At 65.2% G+C, this 25,896-nt stretch carries 19 protein-coding genes and 1 tRNA gene; 14 read left to right on the forward strand and 6 right to left on the reverse strand.

The genetic code is table 11. The features are described from left to right. Positions 1–21 precede the first annotated feature (21 nt). The 4 genes from F7O44_RS32195 (at position 22) to F7O44_RS28670 (ending at position 1,673) form a co-directional block, all read left to right on the forward strand. The gene (locus F7O44_RS32195; protein ID WP_162453759.1) at positions 22–570 is read left to right on the forward strand and encodes an ABATE domain-containing protein; all 549 of its coding nucleotides are present in this window, start codon (positions 22–24) and stop codon (positions 568–570) included. A gap of 203 nt (positions 571–773) precedes the next feature. Continuing rightward, on the forward strand, positions 774–1,010 hold the full coding sequence (locus tag F7O44_RS28660; RefSeq protein ID WP_162453760.1) for a hypothetical protein: 237 nt from the start codon (positions 774–776) through the stop codon (positions 1,008–1,010). A gap of 106 nt (positions 1,011–1,116) precedes the next feature. Continuing rightward, on the forward strand, positions 1,117–1,389 hold the full coding sequence (locus tag F7O44_RS28665) for a WhiB family transcriptional regulator (RefSeq protein WP_162453775.1): 273 nt from the start codon (positions 1,117–1,119) through the stop codon (positions 1,387–1,389). Positions 1,390–1,490: 101 nt separating this feature from the next. Continuing rightward, positions 1,491–1,673, forward strand: coding sequence for a hypothetical protein (locus tag F7O44_RS28670; RefSeq protein WP_222851796.1), 183 nt, complete (start codon positions 1,491–1,493; stop codon positions 1,671–1,673). Between the two features lie 125 nt (positions 1,674–1,798). Here F7O44_RS28670 and F7O44_RS28675 read toward each other — a convergent pair whose 3' ends face one another. Then, positions 1,799–3,112: an ABC1 kinase family protein gene (locus F7O44_RS28675; RefSeq protein WP_222851797.1), complete on the reverse strand. Its 1,314-nt coding sequence runs from the start codon at positions 3,110–3,112 to the stop codon at positions 1,799–1,801. Positions 3,113–3,116: 4 nt separating this feature from the next. Further along, the gene (locus F7O44_RS29825) at positions 3,117–4,100 is read right to left on the reverse strand and encodes a ThiF family adenylyltransferase (protein WP_222851798.1); all 984 of its coding nucleotides are present in this window, start codon (positions 4,098–4,100) and stop codon (positions 3,117–3,119) included. A gap of 832 nt (positions 4,101–4,932) precedes the next feature. On the opposite strand from F7O44_RS29825, the gene F7O44_RS28680 reads away from it, so the two are divergent. Continuing rightward, on the forward strand, positions 4,933–5,475 hold the full coding sequence (locus F7O44_RS28680; protein ID WP_162453776.1) for a SprT-like domain-containing protein: 543 nt from the start codon (positions 4,933–4,935) through the stop codon (positions 5,473–5,475). Between the two features lie 9 nt (positions 5,476–5,484). On the opposite strand, the gene F7O44_RS28685 is transcribed toward F7O44_RS28680, so the two are convergent. Continuing rightward, positions 5,485–6,885: a zinc-dependent metalloprotease gene (locus tag F7O44_RS28685; protein WP_162453763.1), complete on the reverse strand. Its 1,401-nt coding sequence runs from the start codon at positions 6,883–6,885 to the stop codon at positions 5,485–5,487. A gap of 29 nt (positions 6,886–6,914) precedes the next feature. Between F7O44_RS28685 and F7O44_RS28690 the strand changes: the two genes are divergently transcribed. The 3 genes from F7O44_RS28690 to F7O44_RS28700 are packed head-to-tail and all read left to right on the forward strand — an operon-like array spanning position 6,915 to position 9,565. Then, positions 6,915–8,063, forward strand: coding sequence for an NAD-dependent epimerase/dehydratase family protein (locus F7O44_RS28690; protein ID WP_162453764.1), 1,149 nt, complete (start codon positions 6,915–6,917; stop codon positions 8,061–8,063). A gap of 3 nt (positions 8,064–8,066) precedes the next feature. Next, complete coding sequence (locus F7O44_RS28695; protein ID WP_162453765.1) at positions 8,067–8,489, forward strand: molybdenum cofactor biosynthesis protein MoaE; 423 nt, start codon at positions 8,067–8,069, stop codon at positions 8,487–8,489. 29 nt (positions 8,490–8,518) lie between these two features. After that, positions 8,519–9,565: a S16 family serine protease gene (locus F7O44_RS28700; protein ID WP_162453766.1), complete on the forward strand. Its 1,047-nt coding sequence runs from the start codon at positions 8,519–8,521 to the stop codon at positions 9,563–9,565. Between the two features lie 18 nt (positions 9,566–9,583). Here the strand turns inward: F7O44_RS28700 and F7O44_RS28705 are convergent, their stop codons facing one another. Then, positions 9,584–10,135 (reverse strand): PPA1309 family protein, encoded by a 552-nt coding sequence (locus tag F7O44_RS28705; protein ID WP_187361704.1) that lies wholly within the window; start codon positions 10,133–10,135, stop codon positions 9,584–9,586. Between the two features lie 106 nt (positions 10,136–10,241). Between F7O44_RS28705 and F7O44_RS28710 the strand changes: the two genes are divergently transcribed. The 5 genes from F7O44_RS28710 to F7O44_RS28730 all read left to right on the forward strand — a co-directional run bounded on the left by F7O44_RS28710 (position 10,242) and on the right by F7O44_RS28730 (position 16,522). Then, positions 10,242–13,241: a UPF0182 family protein gene (locus F7O44_RS28710; protein WP_162453767.1), complete on the forward strand. Its 3,000-nt coding sequence runs from the start codon at positions 10,242–10,244 to the stop codon at positions 13,239–13,241. Between the two features lie 195 nt (positions 13,242–13,436). Continuing rightward, positions 13,437–13,513 (forward strand) — tRNA-Met (locus F7O44_RS28715). Positions 13,514–13,686: 173 nt separating this feature from the next. Beyond that, positions 13,687–13,932 (forward strand): helix-turn-helix transcriptional regulator, encoded by a 246-nt coding sequence (locus F7O44_RS28720; RefSeq protein WP_162453768.1) that lies wholly within the window; start codon positions 13,687–13,689, stop codon positions 13,930–13,932. A gap of 47 nt (positions 13,933–13,979) precedes the next feature. Then, positions 13,980–15,431: a tyrosine-type recombinase/integrase gene (locus F7O44_RS30825; protein WP_162453769.1), complete on the forward strand. Its 1,452-nt coding sequence runs from the start codon at positions 13,980–13,982 to the stop codon at positions 15,429–15,431. Positions 15,432–15,652: 221 nt separating this feature from the next. Next, on the forward strand, positions 15,653–16,522 hold the full coding sequence (locus F7O44_RS28730; protein ID WP_162453770.1) for a hypothetical protein: 870 nt from the start codon (positions 15,653–15,655) through the stop codon (positions 16,520–16,522). 423 nt (positions 16,523–16,945) lie between these two features. Here the strand turns inward: F7O44_RS28730 and F7O44_RS28735 are convergent, their stop codons facing one another. Next, positions 16,946–20,182, reverse strand: coding sequence for a DEAD/DEAH box helicase family protein (locus tag F7O44_RS28735; RefSeq protein WP_162453771.1), 3,237 nt, complete (start codon positions 20,180–20,182; stop codon positions 16,946–16,948). A 52-nt stretch (positions 20,183–20,234) separates the two neighbouring features. Further along, positions 20,235–21,326 carry a hypothetical protein gene (locus F7O44_RS28740; RefSeq protein WP_162453772.1) on the reverse strand — a complete coding sequence of 364 codons (1,092 nt, stop codon included), beginning with the start codon at positions 21,324–21,326 and terminating at the stop codon, positions 20,235–20,237. 835 nt (positions 21,327–22,161) lie between these two features. On the opposite strand from F7O44_RS28740, the gene mobF reads away from it, so the two are divergent. Continuing rightward, positions 22,162–25,611, forward strand: coding sequence for a MobF family relaxase (gene mobF, locus F7O44_RS28745; protein ID WP_222851801.1), 3,450 nt, complete (start codon positions 22,162–22,164; stop codon positions 25,609–25,611). Positions 25,612–25,896 lie beyond the last annotated feature (285 nt).

Below are 25,896 nucleotides of genomic sequence, written 5' to 3' on the forward strand. Positions count from 1 at the left end.
GTCACCGGTCAAGATGGTGACGTGGACTTCACTTTTGTGAGTGGCAACCCAGCCCTCGATCTGGCCGGCACCGTCGGGTCTCGTCGGGATGGCCCCGTGGACCTTCTGGCCGTGCCCTCCGACCTCGAGCGGTGGGTGGCCGAATGTCCGGGGCTCCCCGGCAGCGTTGCGGTAGACGCCGCGGCCTTCGAGGGTGCGCTGTCGTTGCGGGAAGCGATCTACCAACTCGCTCTCGACCGCATGAACGGTCGGCGCCTCGATTCCGGCAGCCTCGACATCGTCAATCAAGCCGCGGCCCGGCCGCCGCTCGTGGTCGCCCTCGGTGATGCCGGGATTCGTGTGTCGGGTGACCTCGCCGCGGTACTTTCCCACCTGGCGAGAAGTGGTATCGCGATGCTCGGCGACCCCCAGGCATGCCTCAAGGAATGTGGCCGGGCGGGCTGCACCCGGGTCTATCTGGACCGCTCGCGCGGCGCGCGGAGAACGTGGTGCGGAATGGACGAGTGCGGCAACCGCGTCAAGGCGGCGGCGTACCGGGCCCGAATGCGAGCCGCCACCAATACGCGCTGATCATCGCAGTGATCAACTGGGGCCGAAGAGGTGATCGTGGAGGGTGCCGCCGGAGGCTCCTGAGAAATCTCTGAAAGTAGCGAAAAAATATGTTGCCCCTTACCCCGAGGCAGGGTTACTGTAGCCAAGCACGTTCCGCTCGACGGTGCGTGCGCATGATTCGAGAACGTCCGAATACGAGCCAGAGAGGAGGGCAGCTGAACATGATGATCACCAAGACTCATGACACGGGCCGCGTCGCTATGACCGGAACCGCGTGTGCCGCTGCCCTTGATGGCCGCTTTGCGCTGTTCGGAGCCCGTTCCGTGTCTCCCGTTTACGCACCGACGACGGGTGCAGTGCGTCCAAAGGCCACCAATGCTGACGTCCTGATCGTGACGCGTCTCGTTGACGGCAACAAGGGTGACGTGCGTGTCCGCAGCTTGGGACCGCCGATTTGATCTTGTGAATCGGCGCCTCCAAGGCCGCGGACCCCGTACCCGGGATCCGCGGCCTTTTTCTATGCCCACCACCGATCAAGCAGGAAGGGAGGTGACCGAACACATGATGCTGGCGAGCGTTCTCGACGACGCACTCGTGACCGATGAGGTGATCCCTTGTCGTACTGATCCCGAGCTGTGGTTCGCCGATTCGCCGGCCGATGTCGAACGTGCCAAGGACCTGTGCCGGGACTGCCCAGTCCGGATGCAGTGCCTGTCGAGTGCGATTGATCGACGTGAGCCTTGGGGAGTCTGGGGCGGCGAGCTCTTCGACTCCGGTGTTGTCGTGCCCCGCAAGCGTCCCCGTGGACGGCCCCGAAAGACCCAGCTGGCGGCGTAACTCACGCAGCCGCGGCCAACCCGTGAGCAGGAGGAGAAGTGCAGCCGAACCCGCAGATAGCCATCCGGCCCCAGACAGATCTGATCTTCAGGAGTAACAACATGAGTTTGATGAACGAAGACCTCGCGCGGGCGCATAGTCGTCAGCTGCGAGAAGACGCAGAAGCCCACCGCATGGCGAACCGGCTCATCGTGGCGCGCCGGATGGAACGCCGCGCGGCGCGGGCGGCCCAGCGGGCGCGCCGCCTGGCTGCGGCCGCCGTAGCGGCGTCGTCGCGAGTGTGATGGCGCCGGCTGCTCACCGGGCGGGCTTTGCTCGCGGGGCTTGTGCCACGTACACAGCGACGGTTGTGGCGGGATTCACCGCCACAACCGTCGCTGTGCGCGTCGCCGGCCGGCGGCAGCCGACGTCAAGGACCGTCGAATCCGGGGACCCAGCGTTTGAACTCGGCCCGGTACGGGCCTTCGGCGTCCAGCTGTGAGAGGACCCCTATGCCGCCGATCCACACCCGGTGTACCAGCAAGTAGGCCGGGGGAACGTTGAGCTTCAGCCCGATCGAGTAGCCGGGCCGGCGCGGATCGTTGATCCGGTTGAACTGCTCACGCATCCATTCCCGGTTGAAGTGGAACCTCTCGGTGGCCGCGGGCTCGAGAAACGGCGCGAGATACTCGTAGAGGCCCTCGGGATCGACCGTGATGTGTGGCCGGATGAACCCCTCCTCGCGAAGCCCTTCCAGCATCTCCTCCTTGTCCCCCACCAGAGCTTTGCTGATCAGCCGCCCGATTGATGGCGGCAAACCCTCGGGCAGCCGGGCCACCGCTCCGTAGTCGAGCACTCCGAGGCGACCGTCCGGAGTGACCCGGTAGTTGCCTGGGTGTGGATCGGCGTGCAGCAATCCCGCCCTTTCCGGGCCGGAGAAGAGGAAACGAACGTACAGCAGGCCCACGCGGTCGCGTTCTTCCTTGCTTCCGTGCGCGATGACCTCGGACAACGGTGTGCCGTCCAGCCACTCGGAGACCAGGACGTGTTTGGCGCCGTGCACCAGGGCTGGCACGGCGAACTCTGGATCGCCTTCGTAGGCGATGGCGAAGCCGTCCTGGGCGTCGGCTTCCAGACGATAGTCGAGTTCTTCGAGCATGCGATCGTGCAGCTCGTCGAGCATCGCCCCGGCATCGATCCCGGGCACCATCGACCCGAGTGCCTTTCCGAGCCGCGACACCTGGTTCAGATCGGAGCGCAGAGCTGCGTCTGCACCCGGATACTGGATCTTGACGGCGACATCGCGACCGTCGTGCCACACGGCCCGGTGCACTTGACCGATGGAGGCCGCTGCGGCTGGTTCGTCGTCGAACGACACGAACGAGCTGTGCCACTGCTGCCCGAGGTTCTCGGCCAGGACCCGGTGCACCGTGCGGCTGGGCATCGGCGGAGCCGACTCCTGGAGCTTGGTGAGGGTCTCGCGGTACGGCTCGGTCACCTCTTCCGGCAGGGCGGCTTCGAGCACCGAAAGGGTCTGGCCGAACTTCATGGCGCCGCCCTTGAGTTCGCCCAGCACCTTGAACACCTGCTCGGCGGTACGTCGCTGAACGTCGGCAGTGACGCTTTCCGCGGATTGTCCGCTCAGCCGCCGGCCGAAGCCGACGGTGGCGCGCCCGGCGGCGCTGAGCGGCAGGCTGGCTAGTTTCGCGGCACGGCTGACGGCTTTGCGTGGCAGATCACTCACATCATCATTGTGACGCCTCGGCCCCACGACACTCACAATCCGGGTGGGGGCGCCAGCTCCGGCGCCTGGGCAGGCCGTACGGGAGCTCGAGGTCGACGGTGCCGTTGACCGAGGCGACGTCGTAGCCATCCAGGTATCCGAGGACGTGCCCCGCGGCCATACTGGCGACGGCCGTCGCGAGGCTCGCATCACACGGTGGCGTGGTGGTCGGCTTACGAGCCACCTGGTCCACGACGGCCGGCCAGTCCCGGTCACGGTCGGTACGGTGCAGGTCGAGGCAGTGCAGACAGGTGCTGGAACCAGGAACCACCAACGGCCCGACGACGCCTGTGGTCTCGACTACGCGGACTAGCAAGTGCGGCACCCCGCCGTGTCGCAGACCCGCTGCGACGTGCGGGGTGCCGGCGTCGTCATCCGGTGCGAGCACGACGAAATCCAGGTCGGCGTCGGCCAGATCCGTTCGCGTCGGGAGTATTTCCCCGAGCGAGCGGTCTCGTGCCAGTCCGACCGCTTCGGCCGGGTGGCCGCCGGGGGAGACGTCAGCGGGCGTCACCAAGGTGTGATCGTCGACGCCGACGTCACCGATGCCGCCGGCGGCCAGGAGGCGGGCGATGGTGGCGCCGACGCGGCCGGCACCGACGACGTCCACCCGGCGCTGGTTGCGCCGTTCGAAGGCGGCACCTCCGCCGTCGGCGCACCGCTCGACCAGCCCCAGGCTTGCTCGGTCGGGCAGGAACTGTGGATCGGACCCGAAGCCGCGTAGCTGGTCCTGGTCGACGGCGGCACCGGCGGAGAACAGCATGTCGACCAGGCGGTCGGCCACGCCCGGCTCGGCTCCGGCTTTCGTGGCGATCTCCCGCAGCGTGGCCATCGTGTTGTGCCCGTCGAGCGCCCGCAGTACGGCTGTCTCGATGGGGCCCAGCCCGCCGACTACGAGCGCCCGGCCGGGTGTGATGCCTACCTGCAGGGTGGTGGCGTCACGCCACATACACTTCAGCGCTGGATTCAACCGTGGACGCACTCCGCCTGAACCTCCCGATGACCGGCGCGGCGACGGCACCTGCCACGTGGTCGAGATCAGTGGCCGCGATCGGAACACGCGACCCTATGACGAACAGATCTTGCCTTGCGCGGCTGTTCGCTCCGCTGGGTGGTCCCTGCGCTGCGGACGCGAGCGGCGGGGCCTCAGCGCCGCCAGCACGCGCGCGCATCTTCCCCGACATGCGCGCGGGTACAGTCGTTTTCCGAGACCCCGCCGGGACCATTACGGGCTTCGGCCAGCACGCCAAATCCGGGGCTGGTGAGATTGTTGCCGAGCGGTGCGTGATTCCCCGTGTGATGCCGTGTTCTGTTCGCTTCCGTCCGTAGGTTCTGTTGCGAACGTACGGCTGCTGGCGGGTGTCCGCAAGCTGTATGGGAAATGAACGTCCACGGGTTGTGGATAAACCTGTGGAGGACGTGTGCAACGGAGTGGATAAGGCTGTGTACGGCCGGTGGGCAGCCTGTTGACGCGCCCGCCGACGACGTCAACAAGCCTCTGTGAGCTGCTGAAATGCTGTCCACCGCCTGTGGACAAAGAAACTTGGGACAATAATGGATTCTTATGCCACCACTATCGGCTGACAGCCCGAGGTGCCGGGATCCGTACGAGTTATCCACATCGCGTCCCCACATCCGGTGGCCTGAGGGCCGTCGGGTCCCTGACACGACACGTTTGTGCGGTTACCGTGTGAACATGCCCGGCGTCATCTTCTGGCGGAAGCTCTCAGTGGCCCGGCGTCCCACGTGTCAGGGCGCGGAACACTAGGAGCCTGGACTCGATTGTGGTCAACCACGACGCCGAGGTCGAGATCCGCCGCTCAACGCGGCGGCGCCGGACGGTGACAGCTTACCGGGAAGGCGGGCGGATCGTGGTGTGCCTTCCGGCCCGATTCAGCTCAGCCGAGGAGCGCCGCTGGGTGGCCACCATGGTGGAACGGCTGGAAGCCCAGGAACGGCGCCGCCAGCCCAGCGACGAACAATTGCTTCGGCGGGCGCGGGAGCTTTCCCGTCGATATCTCGACGGCCGTGCCCGGCCGTCGAGTGCCCGCTGGAGTGCGGCCCAGCAGAGCCGATGGGGCTCCTGCACCCCCGCGGACGGCTCGATCCGGCTGTCTGAGCGGCTCCAGGGGACGCCTTCGTGGGTGATCGACTACGTCATCGTCCACGAACTCGCGCATCTGCTGATCGGCAACCACGGCGACGAGTTCTGGGAGCTCGTCGGCCGCTATCCGCGATCGGAACGGGCCCGGGGTTTTCTCGACGGACTCGATCACGCGTTGAACATGGGGATCACCGATGCCGTCAACGGTGAGGAGACCTGACGCGGGTGCTTACTTAGCGGAGTCTTCTCCGGGCTCGTCCTCGGAATCGGCTGGTGCGTCGTCCGTGGTCTCAGCTTTGCCCGTATCCGCCGACGACTGACCGGCCTCCTGCTCGGCATTGATGACCTCGTCGAGGCTTGAGACATCCATCAGCTGATCGCGATCGAAGAAAGCTGCTGGGTCGGTGAGGTCGTCGGAGGACGGCATCAGGTCCGGATGCGCCCAGACACCGTCGCGGCCGGAGATGTCGTGCTTCTCGCGGGCAGCCGCCCAGAACGCCGCCGCCTCCCGCAGCCGGCGCGGGCGCAGCTGAAGCCCGACGAGCGTCGCGAACGTCTGCTCGGCCGGGCCACCGGCCGCGCGCTGGCGGCGCACTGTCTCCCGCAGGGCTCCGGCCGACGGCAGGCGGTTGGCTGTGGCCTGGGTGACGACGTCGTCCACCCAGCCTTCGACCAGTGCGAGCGCTAGCTCGAGACGTTCGAGGGCGGCCTTCTGCGCTGGTGTGGTGGGGAGGTCGAACAGGCCGCCTTCCATCGCCTCCTGCAGAGCCTGAGGGTTGGCGGGGTCGATGTCGCGCAGCTTGGATTCAATGGCGTCGGTGTCCACACTGACGTGACGGGAGTATTCCTCGATCAGCGAGATGATGTGCGAACGCAGCCATGGGGCGTGGGCGTACAGGCGCACGTAGGCGGCCTCACGCAACGCGAGATAGAGAGTGACGTCGCGAGCCTCCACCCCGAGGCCGTCGCCGAACAGGCGCACGTTGGCGGGCAGCAGCGCCGGATGACCTTCGGCCAGTGGTACTCCGATGTCGGAGGCGCCACACACCTCGCCGGCCAGCGTGCCGATGCTCTGACCGACCTGCGCGCCCCACATGGAGACACCCACTTGCTGCAGCATGCCGACCAGCGGGCCCGCCGCCTGGGCCATCTCCGGCGGCAATGACTTGCTCATTGCCTCGGCGACCCGCGCTGCCACGGGTTCGACGAGCCCTCGCCACGACGCCTGGGTGCCTTCGACCCACTCAGCGCGGCTCCACGCGCGGGGCGCGCCGCCGGTGGCTGGGAAGGATGTGGCGTCGTCGAGCCAGGTGTCAGCGAGCCGGAAGGCTTCCTCGACCTCGCGCCGTTCGGATGCGCTGACCGAGCGGTCGCCGCCGGCGGCAACAACGTCGCGGGCGGCTGAGTTGGCGAGATCCCAGTTCACCGGGCCGCCGGACCAGGACAGCATCTTGCCGATCTGCTGCAGCATCTGGCCGAGATCTGGGCCGCCCTGCGGGCCGCCCGAGCCCATCATGCCGAACAGTGCGCTCAGGGGGTCGTTTGGCCCGGATGCGCCGCCGGCGCCCTTCTCGGGCTTGTTCTCGTCGTCTTCGTCGTCGGGACGGAAACCGAAGGGGACGTCATTCATAGTTGGCTCTCAGGCAGGATGGGAAGCGGATGGAACGCCTCATACGCTCCACCGTATCTGCAGGAGGAGAAAACGTGGGCATAGAGCCGCACCCGGTTCGCGCTCGGCGCAACAACGGCACCCGTGGCCCGGTGGTCGCCGTCACCGGTGCCGCGTCGGTCCTCGGCCGTCGAGTCGCACAAGGGCTAGCTGCGCGGGCCGACGTGCACCGGGTCATCGCCGTAGACCGGGAACGGGGCGACGTCACCGGCGTGACCTGGCGTGTTATCGATCTGGCCGACCCAGCCGTCGTGACGAGACTCACAGGCGCCGACGTCGTTGTGCATGCCGCCCTCGACCTCAACATCACCGGCGACGTGCCAGCCCGGTCACATCGCAATGTCCGCGGCACTCAGACCGTGCTCACCGCGTCGGCCGCCGCTGGTGTCCGGCACGTGGTCGTGGTGTCGAGTGCCATGGCGTACGGCGCTGTCGAAGACAACCCGGTTCCGCTCGACGAAGACGCGCCGTTGCGGGCGCCGGCCGACGGCGGACTGATCAGCGATCTGCTCGAGATCGAAGCTTTGTGTGCGCGTTCGCGGCGGGCTCATCCGGGCATGCCGGTCACGGTGGTGCGTCCGGCCACGTTGGTGGGGCCAGGCATCGACACCGTGCTGACCCGGCATTTCGAGGCGCCGCGGCTGTTGGTGCTCAAAGGCAGCGTGCCCACCTGGCAGTTCTGTCACATCGACGATCTCGCGTCCGCGCTCGAATTCATCGCCCTCAGACAGGTCGACGGACCCGTGGCCGTGGCCAGCCCTGGTTATCTGGATCAGGAGGAGGTCGAAGCTCTGAGCGGACTGGGGCGGGTGGAGTTGTCGTCGTCGTTCGCCACCGGCACGGCCGGACGATTGCATCGGCTCGGCGTCATCCAGGCGCCGGTCAGCGAGTTGCAGTTCGTCACTCATCCGTGGGCCGTCGCCCCGAACCGGCTGACAGCCGCCGGCTGGCAACCGGAATTCACCAACGAACTGGCGCTACAAGCGCTGATGGAGCTGGTGACCGGACGCCACGCACTGGCGTCGAGGCGGATCGGCCGGCGAGGCGCTACCGCCACCATCGGGGCCGCCGGGGCTACCGTGGCCATACTCGGTACCGCTGTGGTCGTGCGCAAGGCACGAAAGAGAAAACGGGGTTAGATCGTGGATGTCATCAGGCTGCTCGGGGTGCGTGAGGTGCCCCTTTCGGTGGACGAGGTCATCGCTGCCGTGGCTGACCGCGGCGCGGGGGGCACGTGTGTGTTCATCGGCACGGTTCGCGACGTAGACCAGGATCGAACGGTGGAAAACCTCGGCTACGAGGCTCATCCGTCTGTTGAGCAAGAGCTGCGGCGCGTCGCCGAAGCGGTGGCGGCTGAGGTGCCGGTGCAGGCGCTGGCCGCGGTGCACCGGGTGGGCGCTCTGGGCATCGGCGATCTGGCCGTCGTGGTCGCGGCGTCGGCCGCCCACCGTGACCAGGCTTTCACCGCCTGCCGGAAACTGATCGACGACCTCAAGAGGGAGGTGCCGATCTGGAAACACCAGATGTTCGGTGACGGCACCTCGGAGTGGGTGGGCTCACCGTAGCCGGTGACTCACGCCGTACGCTGGGTCGAGTGACCCGTCGCTCTGTCACCCTCTCCGTCGCCGGCGCGCTCGTCGTCGCGCTTGTCGCGCTCGCGTCCTTGTTGCCAGTGCCGTATGTCGTCTACTCGCCCGGGCCCATGGAGGACACCCTCGGCGAGTGGAACGACGCTCCGGTGGTCCAGATCCAGGAGGGCGTCGAGACGTTCGAGACCGACGGCACGCTCGACCTGACCACGGTGGGCGTGACGTCGGCCGACACCGAACTCGACCTGATCACGGTGCTGCGTGCCTGGCTCGATGGTGATCGCGCCGTGGTTCCGCGTAGCACTGTCTATCGCGATGACGAGACCGCCGAAGAGTCGCGTGAGCAAAGCGCGCGCCAGCTGGCCCGTTCCCAAGAGAGTGCGAAGGTCGCCGCATTGCGCGAGCTGGGTTACGACGTTCCGGAGCGGATCGTCGTCGTCACCGTCTTCGAAGATTCACCCGCCGACGGTGTTCTGGAACCCGGCGACGTCATCGTCTCGGTAGACGGCGAGGACGTGGCCGAGCCGGCAGAGGTGGCCGAGATCGTCCAGGACCGCGAGCCGGGTGAGACGGTGGAATTCGTGCTCCGCCGCGGTGATGACGAGATCACCGTCACGGCAGGCACAGAGCCGGCCGAGGACGACGGCCGGCCGCTCGTCGGATTTGCGCCGGACTGGGGTTATGAGTACCCGGTGGAGATCTCGATCGGGATCGACGAACGGATCGGCGGTCCGAGCGCCGGCATGATCTTCGCGCTGGCGATCTACGACACCATGACCGAGGAGCCACTGGTCGCCGGCACACACATCGCCGGATCCGGAGAGATCACCGGAAACGGCGAGGTGGGACCCATCGGGGGAATCCAGCAGAAGATCGCCGCGGCCGGGCAGGCAGGAGTCGAACTCTTTCTCGCTCCGGTGGCGAATTGCGACGAAGCCGGCGAGGCCAACGGCGGCGACATGCAGGTGACACCGGTGGAGACGCTGAGCGACGCCATAGAGACGATCGAGACGTTCAACAACGGCGACGGCGCCTCCCTGCCGACTTGCTGAGCCGAGCAGGTCAGGGCCCTAGGTCAGGGTCTCGGCCAGCGCGTCGCCAATCTCGGGGGACAGCTCGGCATCCCGGATCAGCTCGTCGTCGTCCTCGTGCCCCCGGACTCGCATCACCGACATGCGTGAGCCGTCCCGCAGTACGCCCACCACCACGCGCACATCGGTGCGCTTCGGGTGTGTCTGCGCCCAGCGCACAGCGGCGTCGTCGTCTTCGGGCACGTGCTCCTCGGCGCCTGGCGGGAGCACGATGCGCTCCAGCGCGATGGCACATCCGCTTACGGTGTCGGGCCAGCTGATGGATGGCAGGAGTTCCTCGAGCGAGCCACCTGAGACGTCCTGTTCGATCGGTGTCAAAGCGCCTTCGGCGATGGTTTCGTGTTTCAGCCCCAGCCGATTGGCGAGTCCGGGCTCGCGCTCCACCAGTTCTTCAGTGGGGGCGAGCGCATAGAGGCGCGGATGCTGGTCCCAACCACCTTCCCGGACATGTTGCTCGATGTCGGTCACCGCCTGCACGAGGGCAGAGGTTGGCTGGTTGGCGTCCGATGGCTCGATGTGATTGGTGCTCATAGTTGCATGCTCCCATGTCACTGTGATGACGTGATGACATCACGATCCGGTTTGGATGTGCGTACCGGTTCGAAAACCGGTGCGACCGTAAGATAGTTTTCGGGGCGTGAGCCAGAACTTCCCCCGGCCAGCCGGTCCTGCGCGAGGTCCGGCCCCATCGCGCCGTCCACGCGCCCTCGTTCCTACTCTTCTAGTCCTTGCGGTTCTCACCGTTGCCTATTTGCTGACGGTGAACTTCTGGACCGAACGGTTGTGGTTCGAGTCAATTGACTTCACCCATGTCTTCACGACCCAACTGGTGACCCGGATCGGTCTGTTCACCGTCTTCGGTCTGGTCATGGCGATCGCCGTCATTGTCAACGGCTTGATCGCCTACCGGTTGCGTCCTAGCTATCGGCCGATGAGCGTCGAGCAGCAGAGCCTCGACCGTTACCGGGAGGCCATCGACCCCATCCGGCTGTGGGTGCTCGGCGCCGCCGGCGTTTTGGTCGCGATCATCGCTGGTGCCAGCGCGGCGGGTCAGTGGCAGACGTTCCAGCTGTGGATGAACGGCGGGGCGTTCGGCCGGACCGATCACCAATTCAACATCGACATCGGGTTCTTCGCGTTCACCTACCCGTGGTGGAGGTTCGTCCTCAGCTTCGGTTTCGGTGTCGTGGTCCTGGGTCTGATCGTCGCTGCCGTCACGCACTACATCTACGGCGGCATCCGGCTGCAGACAGCCGGCGAGAAGGTCAGCCCGGCAGCGCAAGCTCACCTGTCGGTGCTCATCGGCTTGTTCATCCTGCTCAAGGCGGTCGCCTACTGGATGGACCGGTACGCGCTGGTGATCGACGACAATCCGCTGTTCACGGGTGGAAACTATGCCGGTGTGAACGCGCTCTTGCCGGCCAAGATGATCTTGATTTTCGTCGCGCTCATCTGTGCCGTTCTGTTCTTCGTCAACGTGTGGCAGCGCAGCTGGACCCTTCCCGGTATCGGGGCCGGGCTCCTGGTGCTCTCGGCAGTGCTGCTGGGCGGGCTCTGGCCGTTCATCGTGCAGCAGTTCCAGGTCAACCCCACGGAGGCCGACCGCGAGGCGCCGTACATCGAGCGCAACATCGAGGCGACGCGTCATGCCTACGACATCGCCGACGTCGAGATCCAGTCTTACGAGGCGACCACCACGGTCGAGGCCGGCCAGCTCGCCGACGACGCCGGCACCGTGCCCGGTATCCGGCTCATGGACCCCTCGGTCATCCCGCAGGCTTACCAGCAGCTGCAGCAGGTTCGTGGGTTCTACTCGTTCGCCGAGCCGGCGAACGTCGACCGCTACGAGATCAATGGCGAGGAGCGCGACGTCGTCGTGTCGGCTCGTGAGATCTCCGTCGACGGCATCCCCGACGGCCAGCGCAACTGGGTCAACGAGCACACGGTCTACACCCACGGTTTCGGCATGGTGGCCGCGTACGGCAACATGAGTGAGATCGATGGCTCGCCGCGCTGGGCCGAGGAAGACATCCCGTCGCGTGGTGTGCTGGGTGAGTACGAGCCCCGGGTGTACTTCGGGCAGAACTCGCCGGAGTATTCGATTGTCGGCGCTCCCGAAGGGGTCGACCCGGTCGAGTACGACATTCCGGAGGACCCGGAGAGCGGCGGTGAGCGGCGCAACACCTATGACGGTGAAGGCGGCGTGCCGATCGGAAGCTTCTTCAACCGGTTGCTGTACGCCACCAAGTTCCAGGAAGCCAACATCCTGCTGTCGGACCGGGTGAACGACGAGTCGGTCATCCTGTACGACCGCGATCCCCGCCAGCGGGTCGAGAAGGCAGCCCCGTGGCTGACCGTCGACTCCAACCCGTTCCCCACGGTGGCCGACGGCCGTCTGGTGTGGGTGGTCGACGCCTACACGACCTTGGACTCGTACCCGTACTCGCAGCGAGTCTCGCTGGAGGAAGCGACCAGCGACTCCCGCACCGCGCGGCCGGCGCTGGCCGCTCAGCCGGACGACTACATCAACTATGTGCGTAACTCGATCAAGGCGACGGTTGATGCCTACGACGGCACGGTCACGCTCTACGAGTGGGACCCGGACGACCCGGTGCTGCAGAGCTGGAAGGCCGTCTTCCCCGACTCGGTCACGCCGCAGTCGGAGATCTCCGACGAGCTGATGGACCACCTCCGGTATCCGGAGGACCTGTTCAAGCTGCAGCGTCGGCTGCTCGAGCAATACCACGTGACCCAGCCGTTCACCTTCTACGAGGGCACCGACCGCTGGATCGTGCCGAACGACCCAGCGTCCAGCCTGGAGATCGACCAGCCGCCGTACTACCAGTCGATCCAGCTGCCCGGCACCGACGAAGGCGTGTTCTCGCTGACCACCACGTACACCCCGCGTGGCCGGCAGAACCTGGTGGCGTTCATGGTGGTCAATGCCGATGTGCGGCATGACGACTATGGGCAGATCACCGCACTGCGGTTGCCTGGCCATACCCAGATCGACGGTCCGGGCCAGGTCGCCAACGCCTTCGAGAGTGATCCGAACATCGCCCAGGAGCTGTCGCTGCTGCGGGCCGGTGACGCGGACGTTCGCGTCGGCAACCTGTTGACGTTGCCGGTCGGTGACGGTCTGCTCTATGTGCAGCCTGTCTACGCGGTGCGAGCCAGTGGCGACGCTGCTTTCCCGCTGCTGCGACGGGTCATGGTCCGCTTCGGTGACCAGATCGGGTATGCCGCCAGCTTGCAGGAGGCGCTCGACGAGGTCTTCCGCGGTGACTCCGGTGTGCAGACGGACGAGATCGGCGAGATCGAGGACGATGCGGTTCCGGAGGTCGATGAAGACGGCGTCGCCGACGACGGCACCGTTGAAGACGAGCCGACGCCGCCCGAGGATGACGAGGACGCTACCGACGAGGACCAGCGGTTGCCGGACGACGACGAGGACGAGGACCAGGACGACGCTCCGGCGCCGACGGGTGACCTGGCCGAAGCCATCGCCGAGGCGCAGCAGGCATGGGAAGACGCCCAGGAAGCCCAGGCCGACGGACGCTGGGGCGACTACGGCGACGCACTCGATCGGTTCGAAGAGGCGTTGAACCGTGCCGCGGAGTTGTCTGAGGAGGACTGAGGCCCTCGGGGTCTAGTTCTAGAGGTCGCTGGCCGTCTGACCGCCGAACATCGGTGATCAGACGGCCAGCCGCTTTGTGCGGGGGCGAAGTGTCCGGGAAGCTGCCGCGGGACCGGTCACCGGACAAGGTCCGTCGCTGCTGCTTAAGTGCAGATTTGGTGTAAGCGGGGTCGTCACGTAGCATTGTTCTTGCGACGCGGGGTGGAGCAGCTCGGTAGCTCGCTGGGCTCATAACCCAGAGGTCGCAGGTTCAAATCCTGCCCCCGCTACCACGAAAACCCCTGGTTATCCAGGGGTTTTTTCGTTCCTGGAAAGGAACGAATTGATGCGTCAGTCGGCGAAAAGTCGGCGGTTTAAGGCACGCCTGCGGGTTCATCGTCCACGACATTCAGGTGTGCTTGCCGTGCCTCGGTTCGGCTCGGGGCCGCTTGTGCACCTGACTCGTATGAACGATCGCTCGCCTCATCCGGTGGCCGGTCTAGAGCCGGTGCTCACCACTTCAGAGTTGGCCGCACACCTGGGTGTGCCGGTCCAGACGATTCATGACCTGCGCCACGCTGGGCGTGGCCCGCGCGGATTCCGGGTCGGCCGTGAGCTGCGTTACCGCGTCTCACAGATTCAGCAGTGGCTAGCGGAGCTTGAAGGCGCGGACGAGGCACGTCGGCAGGGCGACGACGGAGCTGGCCGGTGAACCGGGGGCGGAGTCGACTGGAGATCGGCTGCTACGGAGACATCAGCGTGTCGAGAAGGCGTGCCGGCAGCTACCGTGCCGAGACCCGGTACCGCGACTGGGACGGCGAGGTTCGCAAGGTCACCGCCACCGCGACCAGCGCCAGCGCGGCGAAGGCGGCCCTGCGCCAGAAACTCGCCCAACGTGGTGCCGACCCCGGACACGGTCACGCCCTCAACGCTGAGAGCCCGGTCTCAACGCTCGCTGCGGCCTGGCTCGAAGACGTGCAGATGCGAACCGATCTTGCGGCCGGCACCAAGGATGTCTACCGCCGTGAACTCCACAGTCTCGTGTTGCCGACGTTCAAGAACTTCCTCCTGCGGGAGGTGACCACTGGACGGGTCGATCGGTTCCTCCGGGAGCAGGCGTTGCGTTCGTATGCGCGTGCCCGGCATTCCCGCGTGGTGCTGAACTTGATGTTCAACTTCGCACTGCGCCACGACGCTGTTGTGCGGAACCCCGTGGCCGGAACCGGGCGGCTGAAGCGCGTGAAGCAGCAGCCGAAGGCGCTGACGCCCGACGACGTCGCGGCGGTCCGGCGCGCCGCGCGCGAGTGGCGTATTGGTCGCTCGTTGAGTGGGCCGAAGCCAGACGGGCAGGTGCGCGACCTCGTTGAAGTCATGCTTGGGGGCGGTGGACGCATCGGGGAGGCGCTGGCGCTGCGCAAGTGCGATGTCAACGATGACGTCTCGCCGATGCATGTCACTGTGGCGGGAACCTTGATCGTGGTGAAGGGCAAACCCGTCTTTCGTCAGGACCATCCGAAGACTAGTTCGTCGCGTCGAACCGTTGCGGTGCCTGAATGGACGGCGGAGGTCATCCGGTGTCGCCTCGCCCGGATTGCGGACAAACCCGACGACCACCTGTTGTTCTTCACCCGAAAGGGAACGCCGCTGGCCCCGTACAACGCGCGACGGACGCTGCGGAAGATGCTCGCCGACGCGGGGTTAGAGCATCTGGAGATCACGCCCCACAGCTTCCGGCGAACTGGCGCGACGACGATCGCGCGCGCATCCGATGCCGAAACAGCCGCGGAGTTCTTGGGTCACGGTTCTCCCGATGTCACGAAACACCACTACATCGAGGAAGAGCCAAGCATCGTGAACCCGGCGCCGGCTCGGTACTGGAGACGCTGGCTCCTCACGAGGACGACCATCCAGACCGGGCGGCTTGAGTTTCGGGCAGGAAGCCGCCGTCGCGCAGCAGGTCGGACATCAGCGGACACGGGTGCGGACGTCGGAATTGCGGACCAAGAACATCAAACGGACCAAACGTTCGATGGACGGGAGAACCAACTTCGACCTACTCCGCAAACGCATCCTGCTCACCGTCTGAACAGGCTGGACGCGACTCTCCGCTACACGATCACCAAGTGTGCGCCAAAGCCAACTTCGGTGAGCGTCATCAGTGGTGGGCCTTCGGAATGGGAGAAGTGGCAAGCGCCCTCGCACGGTGCTTGAATGCAGACATGACTTCAGCGCAAGCTTCCGCGGGTCGTGACGATTTCACTCAGGCGACAAGGCACACACTGGCTGGAAGGGTCGCGTACCTCTGTTCGAATCCCGGTTGTCAGGTCCAAACTGTCGGACCTTCTGAGGACTCCGCCTCGGGTGTCGTGCGCACTGGGAACGCTGCTCACATAACGGCCGCGTCTGCCAACGGGCCGCGCTACGACGCTTCGTTGACTTCACAAGAGCGCAAGGATCTTGATAATGGGATCTGGCTCTGCAAGATACATGCTGACCTGGTCGATACAAACCACTCGCGATACACCGTCGGGCTGCTGAAGGCGTGGAGAGCTCGAGCGGAAGAGCTGGCACGCCTCAGACAAGACGGTGTCACACGCCCAGGACGGTCAAGGTTCTTCGCACATGAACAAACGATCGGTACGCCTGATGATGAGACGGAAGCTAAGGCCCGCATCGGCGCTTTGACACGGGAGTTCCTTGCGGATGTCGGCGTGAGTCAGGTCCTCACTCGAACCGATTGCGTGGTGGCCGAGAATGTTATTTTTGAGCTCCTACTTAATGCTCATCGCTACGAGGGAGTTCGCACGTTTCGGATCGTGAGCTCGTCCGCGAGCGTTTCGGTCGAGTACACGTCGTTGACCGGTTATGGCTTGGAGAGTCTCATGGAGGAGACGAGGGGCCACGGTGGTGTTGACGCTGTCAAAATGCTCGCCGACGAAACCCAAGGTCGGGTTCAACTCAACTTCAGGTTCTCAGAGCAAACGAGTCATTGGATCTGCTCGGCTGTGCAACTCGGCTACTCGGACGACCCATGCGCAATCAACTTGCGTGACAGTGATGAGCATGAGCGGGAGATTTTCACGTCAGATTGCGCGGGCTGCGAGAGTGTTCATGTACATGGTCACTTGAACGACCACACAAGCGACAACTGGGTAACCGCTAGGTACGTTAAGCAATTAATTGATCAAGGGGTGCAGGTCGTCGTCCATAGTGTCCCAGGGCCAATGGCACGACATCTGCGAACGACCATCCAGGCGGTTCTCGACGGCAGCGAAGGTTTCGAGATGTCAGAGCACGCCTGAAGTTTGCCCGAAGGTCGTGCGCATCCAGTCGGTAGTTCCGGCTACGGCGGCTGTGTCGTATCTATCCTCTGAGTTCGCGACGATTCGTTACTTCGAGCGCTGGACCCAAGCTCACGAGCAAACACCGACCGAAGCCTGATGGCCGCCATCCGGAGCTTCAACGGAACGCCGGACCTGCTGCGGTTGGACAGCGGCATCAAGGAGCTCCTGGGTCCGCCGGCAACCTGACATATCGGAAGAAGAGTCAAGATGCGCATAGGCGAGGTGGCCGTTGCGATCGTCGTTGTCGTCAAGGCTTACTTTCCATTCCTTGCCGAGGCACGAGAGATGGTAGTCGCATCCCTGCGCGGCGGTGCCGGGTCCGGACGTCTGTCTCGGATGATGATCTCCGTTGTGACCGATGACCCCGCGTGCCGCAGGACGTTAGCCGCTGCACCAGACGGCAAGCGGCGCATTGATGGTGGTCTTCAGGTAGGCCTGGGTTGAAGCCAGCAGGTCGAGTTGTTGGGTGGTGGCTTTCGAGGCGGATAGACCTGGCTGGACGATCACCATCTCCATTCGTCGTCGGAGTACCAGGGCTTTGTCCTGCAGCTCGTAGAGCTTCTTGATGTCACCGACTTCGAATGGGCTGACGCCAGTTCGGCGCTGTTTCTGTCGGGCACGGGCTTCGAGAGCTCGGAAGAATGGACGAAGGTCGCTGCGACGCCAGATGATCGATTTCTGTGCCTGGCCGCAGACTTCGTAGAGATCCGCGACGCGCGCACCGGGGGCGACGCCACGCGAGTACTTGCAGTGCACCAGTCGGATGAGCAGTCCTTCGTGGTCGAGGCGAAGAGCGACGACGTCGGCGATTTCGCCGTTGCCGTCGTCGTCGATGATGATGTCCCACGGCTCTGTCTCGGCCTTGAGGTCGGCGATTGCGCGGAATTGGATTGAGTCGGCAAGTTTGTCCATGGTTTGGGACTCGACGGTGAGCGTCGTCCCAGCCCAGTCGAGTGGGGTCAGCTGGGACGGGTCGAAGGGCGGTCGGTCCCAGGTCGGCTTGTACAGCAGGTCGCCCTCGATGATGCGGTCGTCGTCGAGGATCAAGAGGAGCCCATTGTCGTTCAGCCAATCGCTGAGTGGCAGTTCCGATCGTGGGCGAACGACGGTGATCTCTTCCTCACCGGTACAGCGGTAGCGCAGTCGTCCTCTCTCGACGGTTGCTTCGTAGGTGACCTGCCAACTGCCAGTCTTGACGGTGAACCGGAACGGTCCGGTCGTCGACTCGGTGTCCGGCACGAGATCGGTGTAGACGGCTTCGTGGATCTTCTCCTGGTAGGAGAGGCGCACATGGTCGGCCTGGAGCGTATGTAGCAGCCAAGGCCATTCGGCGGCCAGCAGCACGCCTTCCGGTCGCCCGGTGAGGCTCTCGGGGAGGATGAACTGGCCGATAACCTTGTCGATGCTGATGGTGTCGTCGAGGAGCTTCTCGCCGATGGTGTCGCACCAGTCGCGCCAGTGCTTGAGGCTGGTGGCAGTGGCATGGGACCATATGCGGCCCTTGAGCGAGGCGCTGATGCTGACGTGTTCGCCGTTGCGGTAGCCGCCTCCGGAGATGTTGGTCTGTGACTTGGTGCCGGCCTCGGCCTGCGAGAAGCTTGCGGTCACGTCAGAGCCGACGTGCATGGAGAAGCGTCGAAACTGGTCGTGGGCGTCGAGGACGCCGACGTTGGTGGGAACGAGGCGTTCGATGTCGGCCATGACGCGGTAGACGGTCGACCCGGTGAACCGTTCGGCGCCGGGACCCAGCACGGCGGCTGCAAGGTCTTCGAAGACGCCGTCGTTGGCCGAGTTGTTGATGTACAGAAGCTGGTGATCACGGTCGAAATAGAGGACGTAGAGCTGGTAGGAGACCTCCTCGATGGTCTTCAGATCGCCCCAGCGGACCTCGGTTCGGCGCTCGACGACGCACCACCCGACCCCGGCGTCGGCGTTGAGGCCGATGGGAGAGGTGAGCAGGTTCTCCTCGCCGAAGAAGTCGACGATGTGCTGAGGTTCCCACCGCTTCGACGGTGCGCGGTAGACCACCGTGCTCATCTTGGGCAGCAGGCTACGAAGCGTTACCTCCTCCGGCAGGCTGGTGAAGCCCTCCTCGAAGTCACTGACAGCCTGCTGCTCCTCGACCGCGGCCTCGGTCAGGTTGCGGAGGATGAGGTTCCAGTCCGAGTCCTCGGCGTAGAGCTCGCGTAGGCGCTTGTCGGCCTCGATTTCCGTGCGCGCCACGAACATCGACGCCTCGCCGAAGCTGCCGGATGTCGAGGTGCGGGCGAACCGGCCTATGAACTGCAGGGTTACGCCGAGACTCTTCTGTGGGTCGTGCACGGCAGCGATCTTGAGCGCGGGCAGGTCGAAGCCTTCACCCAGCATGTTGACGCAGACGATGATCCGCGATGTGCGCTCGTGCAGGGCCTTCAAGGCATCGCGCTGATGAACCTTCGGCATCTGGCTGTTGATGATGACCGGCGCCAGGTCCGGGGCGATCGCCTCGTAGAGCGGCAGGATCGCCTTGGCCCGGTCGATGCCGCGGACACGGGCCATGAGCACGTGATCGTGCCCGGCCGCGAGGTCGGTACGGAGCCTTGCCACGCTCTGCTGGGCGAGCGCTTGGTCGACGTCGTCGAAGTCGATGACGGCCGTGTAGTTGATGCTTGAGAAGTAGCCCTGTGCTTGGGCCTCACGCAACGGAAAGGAGTAGATGCTGCGGCCTTGCAGGTGCTTGCCGTCCTCGCGGAAAGGCGTGGCGGTGAACTGCACCACTGGCTTCTGGTCGAATGCTTGGCGGACCTCCGACCAGGTACGGGCCGCGACGTGGTGTGCCTCGTCGATGAACAGATGCGAGCATGCCCCGAGAAACGCTTCTAGAGCGTCTGTCGCGCAGGCGTTCAGTGCCGATGGCGTGGCCACGATGACGTTGCACGCTTGGGCAAAGGCCGTGGCCGTCTCCGTGGCAGTGAACCCATGCAACAGCCGTCCCACCGTTGGTCGAAGGGCCGAGGCTGAGACGATGCCGAGTTCCTGTAACACGCCGAGTGTCTCGAACTTCGCTGCCACCTGTTCACGAAGCGAGTCCGACGGAACCAGCACGAGCAGTCGCTCGGGTCGGGCCGCCACGAGCAGGGCCAGCATGGTCTCGGTCTTGCCCGTGCCCGTGGGCATGACCACCGTCGCGGGGGTCATGCGTTTGGTAGTCCAGTAGCCGAGAACGGCGTGCAGCGCCCCAAGCTGGGGCGAGCGCAGGCCAGGCGTTTCGGGGCCGCCTTCGGTGAAACCGATGGCATCACGGTAGCGTTCCGTGACCTCCGCTGGCGCGACACGCGGAACGGTGACGGGGACGTTCCATGTGGCCCGGCTAACGACATCATCGGCCTGAGCACCCAAAGGTAGCTGAGCCCAGAGCAGGTCGCGGCTCAGTGGCGAATCAGGTGTCGCCGCAGGCCAGCGGCCGTAGTTGTTCCCCACCTGAAGCCGGCCATCGACACCGACGACGCGCTGAAATGTGCTTGCCGGCACGATGAGCTGCTTGACCGAGTTCCTACCGAAGCTGTCCGTTCGAGCCCACACGCTCGGTGCACTCCATCCCCGGCGCGTCTCCTTGGCTCCATGGTCAACGTCGCTCACGTGTGAAGTATCTCACGCATGTAATTTGCCTCTGGCTTGAGCGTGTGTCGTCCTATCCAGCGTTACGCCACCAGCTTGGTTTGCCGCGCATGCCGTGGTGCCAAGGCCGTGGCGGTGTGCCGTGATCTTGGCGTGTGGAATTGACGCCGGTCCGGTAGTAGTCGCGCTCGGGGCGGTGTGGGCTCCATTCCCCGAGGAACGGGCGCAGGTCGTCGGGTCCAGGATCGATGTCGAAGTTGACCGCGGCGAGTGTCGTTGGTCCGCGGCTGGGATCGATCTGGTCGGCTGTTGTGCGTGCCCATGTGATCCATCGGGTGAGGTTCGCATGTTCCTCGATGGTTAGTCCGGATGCTGTCGTTTCGAGCGCGGTGCAGAGAGCCTGGATCTCCTGCGCGGCGATCCAGGAGACGTAGGCGTTCCGGAAGGTGTCTTGACGTAGCTTTTCTGTGGCCTGGATGCGGGCCTCGGCCATTGCGGCTTCCCAGCGGGCACGTTCCTCTTCCTTCTCGCGTTTCCATCTGGCATGTTGTTCCTCGGCCTCACGTTCTGCTTGCAGTCGGGCTTGTTCATCAGCGGCTAGACCTGTTTCAAACGCGTTGATGATCTGCCGTACCTGTTTCTCCAGAGGACTGCGTTTACCGTCGACCCACGTGTCAGGATCGTTCCGTCTGGCGCGCGAGATCCGGAGCCGTAGCCGACCAGACGGCACATAGTCGAACTCGCGTGGTCGTGGCCAGGGATTCCGACGCAGTGCCCGGCGCTCGGCGTCAGTTAAAACGTGTGGCACTTGGTCGCGTTCCTCGTCGAGGCTAACCGTTCGGCGGACCGAGCCTGCCTGTAGAAACAACTGGGGTGGCTTCGTCTTGGTATTCACCCCAATCCGGTGCCCACGGCGTCTGGCCTCGTCACGTAGAGCGAGGACAACATTCACCGCACGTGGTGACACTGCCTCCGAAACGTGCCAGTTGGGAAAGAAGTCCTTCTCTAACGCGGCGGCGACAAGCTCGGGGTCGATGGTGACGCGGCGAACGTTCAGCCGGATCCGGTTCCAATCAGTCTCATCGCGGCTGCCGCTCTCGAACAGCCGGATGATCAGATCGCCGCGGCTACGCCCGGTGTAGACGAGTTGGAAGCCGGTCGGCACCAGATTGTGTTGCTTGCAGGCGTGGATGAGGCGTCGATACAGACCTCTAGCGCCCTCGTCGGGACTTTCCAAATGAATCGTCCCGCCGTCCCGGCGAAGACGAGCAAGCAACTCGGTGGCCCGCTCGACGAGCGAGCCCCACTGGGCTCCAGCTTCTGCGTCGGAAGCACGACCCGTCGCCGGTTCCTCCTTCGCGCGGCCGGGCTTTCGCGCCGCCGACCGCCGTCGTTTGGCGGCGTCAGGACGGTCCGGGTGATGACCATTGTCGAGATAAAACATGCCCCCATCAGTGACGACAGCTCGCCACCCGCCGCGCCGGCTGACATCCACTAACCCGCGACGCTGTAACGCCCGAGCCGAAGCACGGTCTCGGATGCTCTCAACCCCGCTGAGGTCATCACCACCCGCGATACGCCGCAACAATCGTAGCTGACCGTCTGTGAGGAGATCCCATCTACGCATGGTTCAAACGATCTACCCGCCGGAACACGGTCCGCAAGGGCGGAAACGCCGCAGACCCTTTCACGCCATTGTTGCGACTATTTGCGTGAGAGCAGGCAATCGGGGGCACCGCCTTGCGCTCTTGTCTCCAGGCATGTTCAGCATGGCCTGACCCCACTCGTCGCCTCTGAGCGCTCTCGTGCCACGGTCGCCTCGGCCGCCGCAGAGCCACTCGCATTGCTGCCTTGATCCTCCTGGTCCTGGCTGTCGCCTCGCCGAGGGCCTGTCCGTCCTCTCTGGCTTCTTTCGGCCTGCTGTCCTGGATTCGAATGGACGTATGCTACCCGCGGTAGCCGCTGCGCACCTTCCTCACGAGGACGCGAGGAGGCCAGCGGTGAAGGGTGGCGTAATCCTCTTTCGCGGCGCGGGCAGCGCCGCGCGCCGCTACCTCGAATCGGATCGTTCGCAGGCCGACGAGTACTACCTGGAAGTGGGTACCGCTCTGGCGGAGTTTGCCGTCATTGACGGCGGAAGCGATTTCATCGGCGAGAGCGGCCTGACACCGAAGCAGTACGCCGACTGGGTGGACTGGATCAACCCCCTCTCCGGCGAGTCGATGGGCAGGCCGCGCCTACCTGGCGAGGGGCGGCAGGGCTCGCCCCGGTTCGCGGAGATGGTCATCAACACTCCCAAGAGCTTGTCGATCGCAGCTGCGCTGCATCCGGATGTCTCCGACGCGCTGGACGTCGCACAGCGGGACGCGGTGACCGAGATTCGCCGCTGGTTGGGTGAGCATTCCGTGACGCGGGTTGGGCCGCGAGGCAGGCAGGAAGTAGCGCCGGTCGAACAGTTGCAGACCGTGGCGGTCTCACACCGCACCTCGCGGGCGGGTGACCCGCACCGGCACGTCCACTTCCAGATCGGCACCCGGGTATGGGCGGCGGGCAAGTGGCGGGCACTAGATACGGCGGCGCTGTTCAAGCAGCAGGGCGCGATCCGCGCATTGGGCACCGCCGTCCTTGCCGCGCACCCCGGCTTGGCCGGCGTTTTGGAGCATCACCGTCTCTCCCTCGATCCGGTAACCGGTGAGGTTGCGGAGTTGGAACCGTTCAACGCGGTGATGAGCAAGCGAGCCGAGCAAGTGCAGCGAAACCTCGCCCGGATGGAGGACGAATGGGAGGCAGCACATCCCGGTGGGGAACCTGGTCCGGTAGTGCGGTCACGCATGATCACGGCAGCGTGGGCACACGAGCGCCCCAACAAGAAGCCGCGGAGGCTCCCCGATGAAATGGGGTGGCAGCAGGAACTCGTCGACGCCGGATACGACCCAGCCACGCTCACCCACCAGGCGAAATCGGCTCCAGCATCGCTCGATGACCTGCGAGTGCAGGAGGTTGCCAATCGTGCACTCGACCGATGCGCTGCAAGCGCGTCGACGTGGACACGGCACACCATCCAAGATCACGTCACCCGCATCACCAACGAGGCCGGCGTTCGCGCAACGCCGGGAGAGCTGCGGGAGTTCATCACCATGACTACTGGCCTTGCTGCCGCTTACTGCTTCTCTGTGCTCTCGCCCGACGACGTGCAACCCGATCACGTCGCACACCTGACAAGCCTGCGCGTGGTGCACGCAGAGACGCAGCTGCGCGATCTACTGCACGCTCGTCTGCCCGAGCGCGAGCCGAGGCGTCCCGACGTGGCGGGCCTTGCCGCTAGGCGTGGTCTGGACGAGGAGCAGACGGTTGCGGCGGCTGCGGTTGCCTCGACCGATCCGCTCGTGGTCGTGGAGGGTGCTGCGGGTGCAGGCAAGACCACCATGCTCAGGGTCGCGATCGAAGCTACCCAGCGTGAAGGACGCCAGGCACGAGTCGTGGCGCCGACGAAGAAGGCCGCCGACGTCGCCCAGCAGGAACTCGGCGTGGCCGCTGACTCTGTGGCCGCGCTCGTGTACGCGCATGGGTGGCGATGGAACGACGATGGCGTCTGGACCCGCCTCGGCCCGGGCGACACCGACCCAGACACCGGACTCCGTTATGACGGCCGACCCGAAGCGGCCCGGTTGGCCGCCGGGGAGCGGGTGATCGTGGACGAGGCGGGCATGCTCGACCAGGACACCGCCCTCGCCCTCCTCACGGTCACAGCCGAAGCGGACGCAACTGTTGCGTTGGTGGGTGATCGTGCACAGTTGCCCGCGGTCGGGCGTGGCGGCGTGCTCGACATGGCCGCCCACATCCGCGGCACCACGTTTGACATGGCGGGCGTGCACAGATTCACCGACGCCGCATACGCCGACCTCACCCTGCACATGCGCACAGGCACGAACCCGGCGGTGCTACTCGACCGGTTGCATGCACTCGGCCTCATCCGGTTGCACGGGAACGACGAGGCGATGCGCGAGCATATCGCTACGACAGCCGACGAAGACGACGCAATCACGGTTGCGACCAACGACCAGGTGCGTGCCTTCAATGAACGCATCCGCGCCGAGCGTGTGCAACGCGGCGAGGTGGATGACGCCCGCACTGTCACGGGCAGCGATGGACTGAGCATTGGCGTGGGTGATGTGATCCAGACCCGCCGCAATGATCGAGACCTGCGGGTATCGAACCGGCAGACGTGGATCGTCCAACACGTCGGCGACGACGGCGCCTTGTGGGTCATTGAGACCGGAAACGGTAGGAAACGTCAACACACAGCTGCCCTTCCCAGCGAGTATGTGGGCGAACATGCGCACCTGGCTTATGTCTCGACCGCTTACGGCGTCCAAGGCGCGACCGTGAGTGAGGCGCACACGATCCTGTCCGACAGCCTTGACGCGGCAGGCGTCTACGTCGGTATGACCCGAGGCCGGAGCCAGAACGTCCTCCACATCGTTGCCGAGAACTTCGACGAGGCACGTGAGCAGTTCGCCGCGGCGATGGAACGCGATCGCGCCGACCGGGGTCTGGCCGTGGCCACTCAGGCAGCCGGTGCCGTCGTCGCCGGATTGACCAACGACGGTCCGGTCAGACTCGTCAACACCGAACGCGCGCGGCTTGCCGCGGCCGTCGAACACGCCGATCACGAGATCACCAGATGGCAACAGGTCGTCACGACGTTGGCGGAGCAACGACGGGCTCACCGCGACGAGCAAGAAGAATACGAAGCAGCAGTCGTCGTGGCTGAGTCTCACGTCGCGCAGGTGCACGCCGAGGTGACCAAGCCGCTCTTCGAGCAGGCGACCCGCGATGGTGACAAGAACGTTGCCGCCCGTTCTGCGATGTGGGACGCCTCGGCTGCGCATCGCTCGGCGCGCAGATTCAATAGACACACGACTGCTCGCAAGCTAGACGAAGCCGCCGCCGCACATCGAGCCATCGAGCAGGCGGCGCGCGAACGCTGGGGCACCGTGGCGCAGACAGCCGAGAGCGTGACGCGGTGGGCTGAAGCCGTTGCCGAGCAGCGCGCTGGCGAAGACTCGCGCCTGATCGACGCACGTCAGCGAGCCCAGGACGCTCGCGCCGCCGAACGGCAGCTAGTAAACCGACACTTGGATGAGTGCAATGAGCTGAGACGACGACTCAACTCGCAGCCTGGGATTGCCCGTTACGTTCAGGGTTCGCCGGAGAACCACCTGGCACAATGGCGTCAACGCGCAGCAACCCTGCGCCGCGACCTTGCGCACATCGAAGCACTTCCCGTAAGCGAGGCCGCGCAGCTTATCCGCAGGCGTCGCGCCGAAGCCGAAGCCGAAGCGCAGCGCTTTGCCAGGCGCGTCGATACCGAGCGGCAAGCCCAGTTCGTGGTACCTGACCGCGATAAGCCCCGGCGGTCAGAGCCCGGTCGCGCTCCGGGCCGGTAGCAGGCGTGCGGGCGCGGCCGAGCAAGGCGCAGTTCGGGCGAGGCGGCTTAGCCTCGATCCACCGATCGGCTGGCCGGGGTTGAGGTGGTCGTTTCCGTTGGGGTGTGAGGTTGCCAGGACGTGAGGATCCGCCGGACCTCGCTGTCCGGGTGTTCCATTTGGTGTCCTTGGTTGCGCAGCGGTGGCTGCTGGATGGTCAGGCGGCGAGGACGGGCGGTGGGTCGTTGACTCGGTCGAACAGCGCTGTCCAGGCGGTCTGCCATGGCCAGGCTTTCGGGAGGTGGA

It is taken from the genome of Phytoactinopolyspora mesophila, assembly GCF_010122465.1.
GTDB classification, from domain to species: Bacteria; Actinomycetota; Actinomycetes; order Jiangellales; family Jiangellaceae; genus Phytoactinopolyspora; species Phytoactinopolyspora mesophila.

Excerpts from the sequence above, each read along its gene's own strand:
- F7O44_RS28660 (WP_162453760.1), top strand. The coding sequence starts at position 774 with ATGATGATCACCAAGACTCATGACACGGGCCGCGTCGCTATGACCGGA.
- F7O44_RS28665 (WP_162453775.1), top strand. The coding sequence starts at position 1,117 with ATGCTGGCGAGCGTTCTCGACGACGCACTCGTGACCGATGAGGTGATC.
- F7O44_RS28670 (WP_222851796.1), top strand. The coding sequence starts at position 1,491 with ATGAGTTTGATGAACGAAGACCTCGCGCGGGCGCATAGTCGTCAGCTG.
- F7O44_RS29825 (WP_222851798.1), bottom strand. The coding sequence starts at position 4,100 with ATGTGGCGTGACGCCACCACCCTGCAGGTAGGCATCACACCCGGCCGG.
- F7O44_RS28685 (WP_162453763.1), bottom strand. The coding sequence starts at position 6,885 with ATGAATGACGTCCCCTTCGGTTTCCGTCCCGACGACGAAGACGACGAG.
- F7O44_RS28690 (WP_162453764.1), top strand. The coding sequence starts at position 6,915 with ATGGAACGCCTCATACGCTCCACCGTATCTGCAGGAGGAGAAAACGTG.
- F7O44_RS28705 (WP_187361704.1), bottom strand. The coding sequence starts at position 10,135 with ATGAGCACCAATCACATCGAGCCATCGGACGCCAACCAGCCAACCTCT.
- F7O44_RS28720 (WP_162453768.1), top strand. The coding sequence starts at position 13,687 with ATGAACGATCGCTCGCCTCATCCGGTGGCCGGTCTAGAGCCGGTGCTC.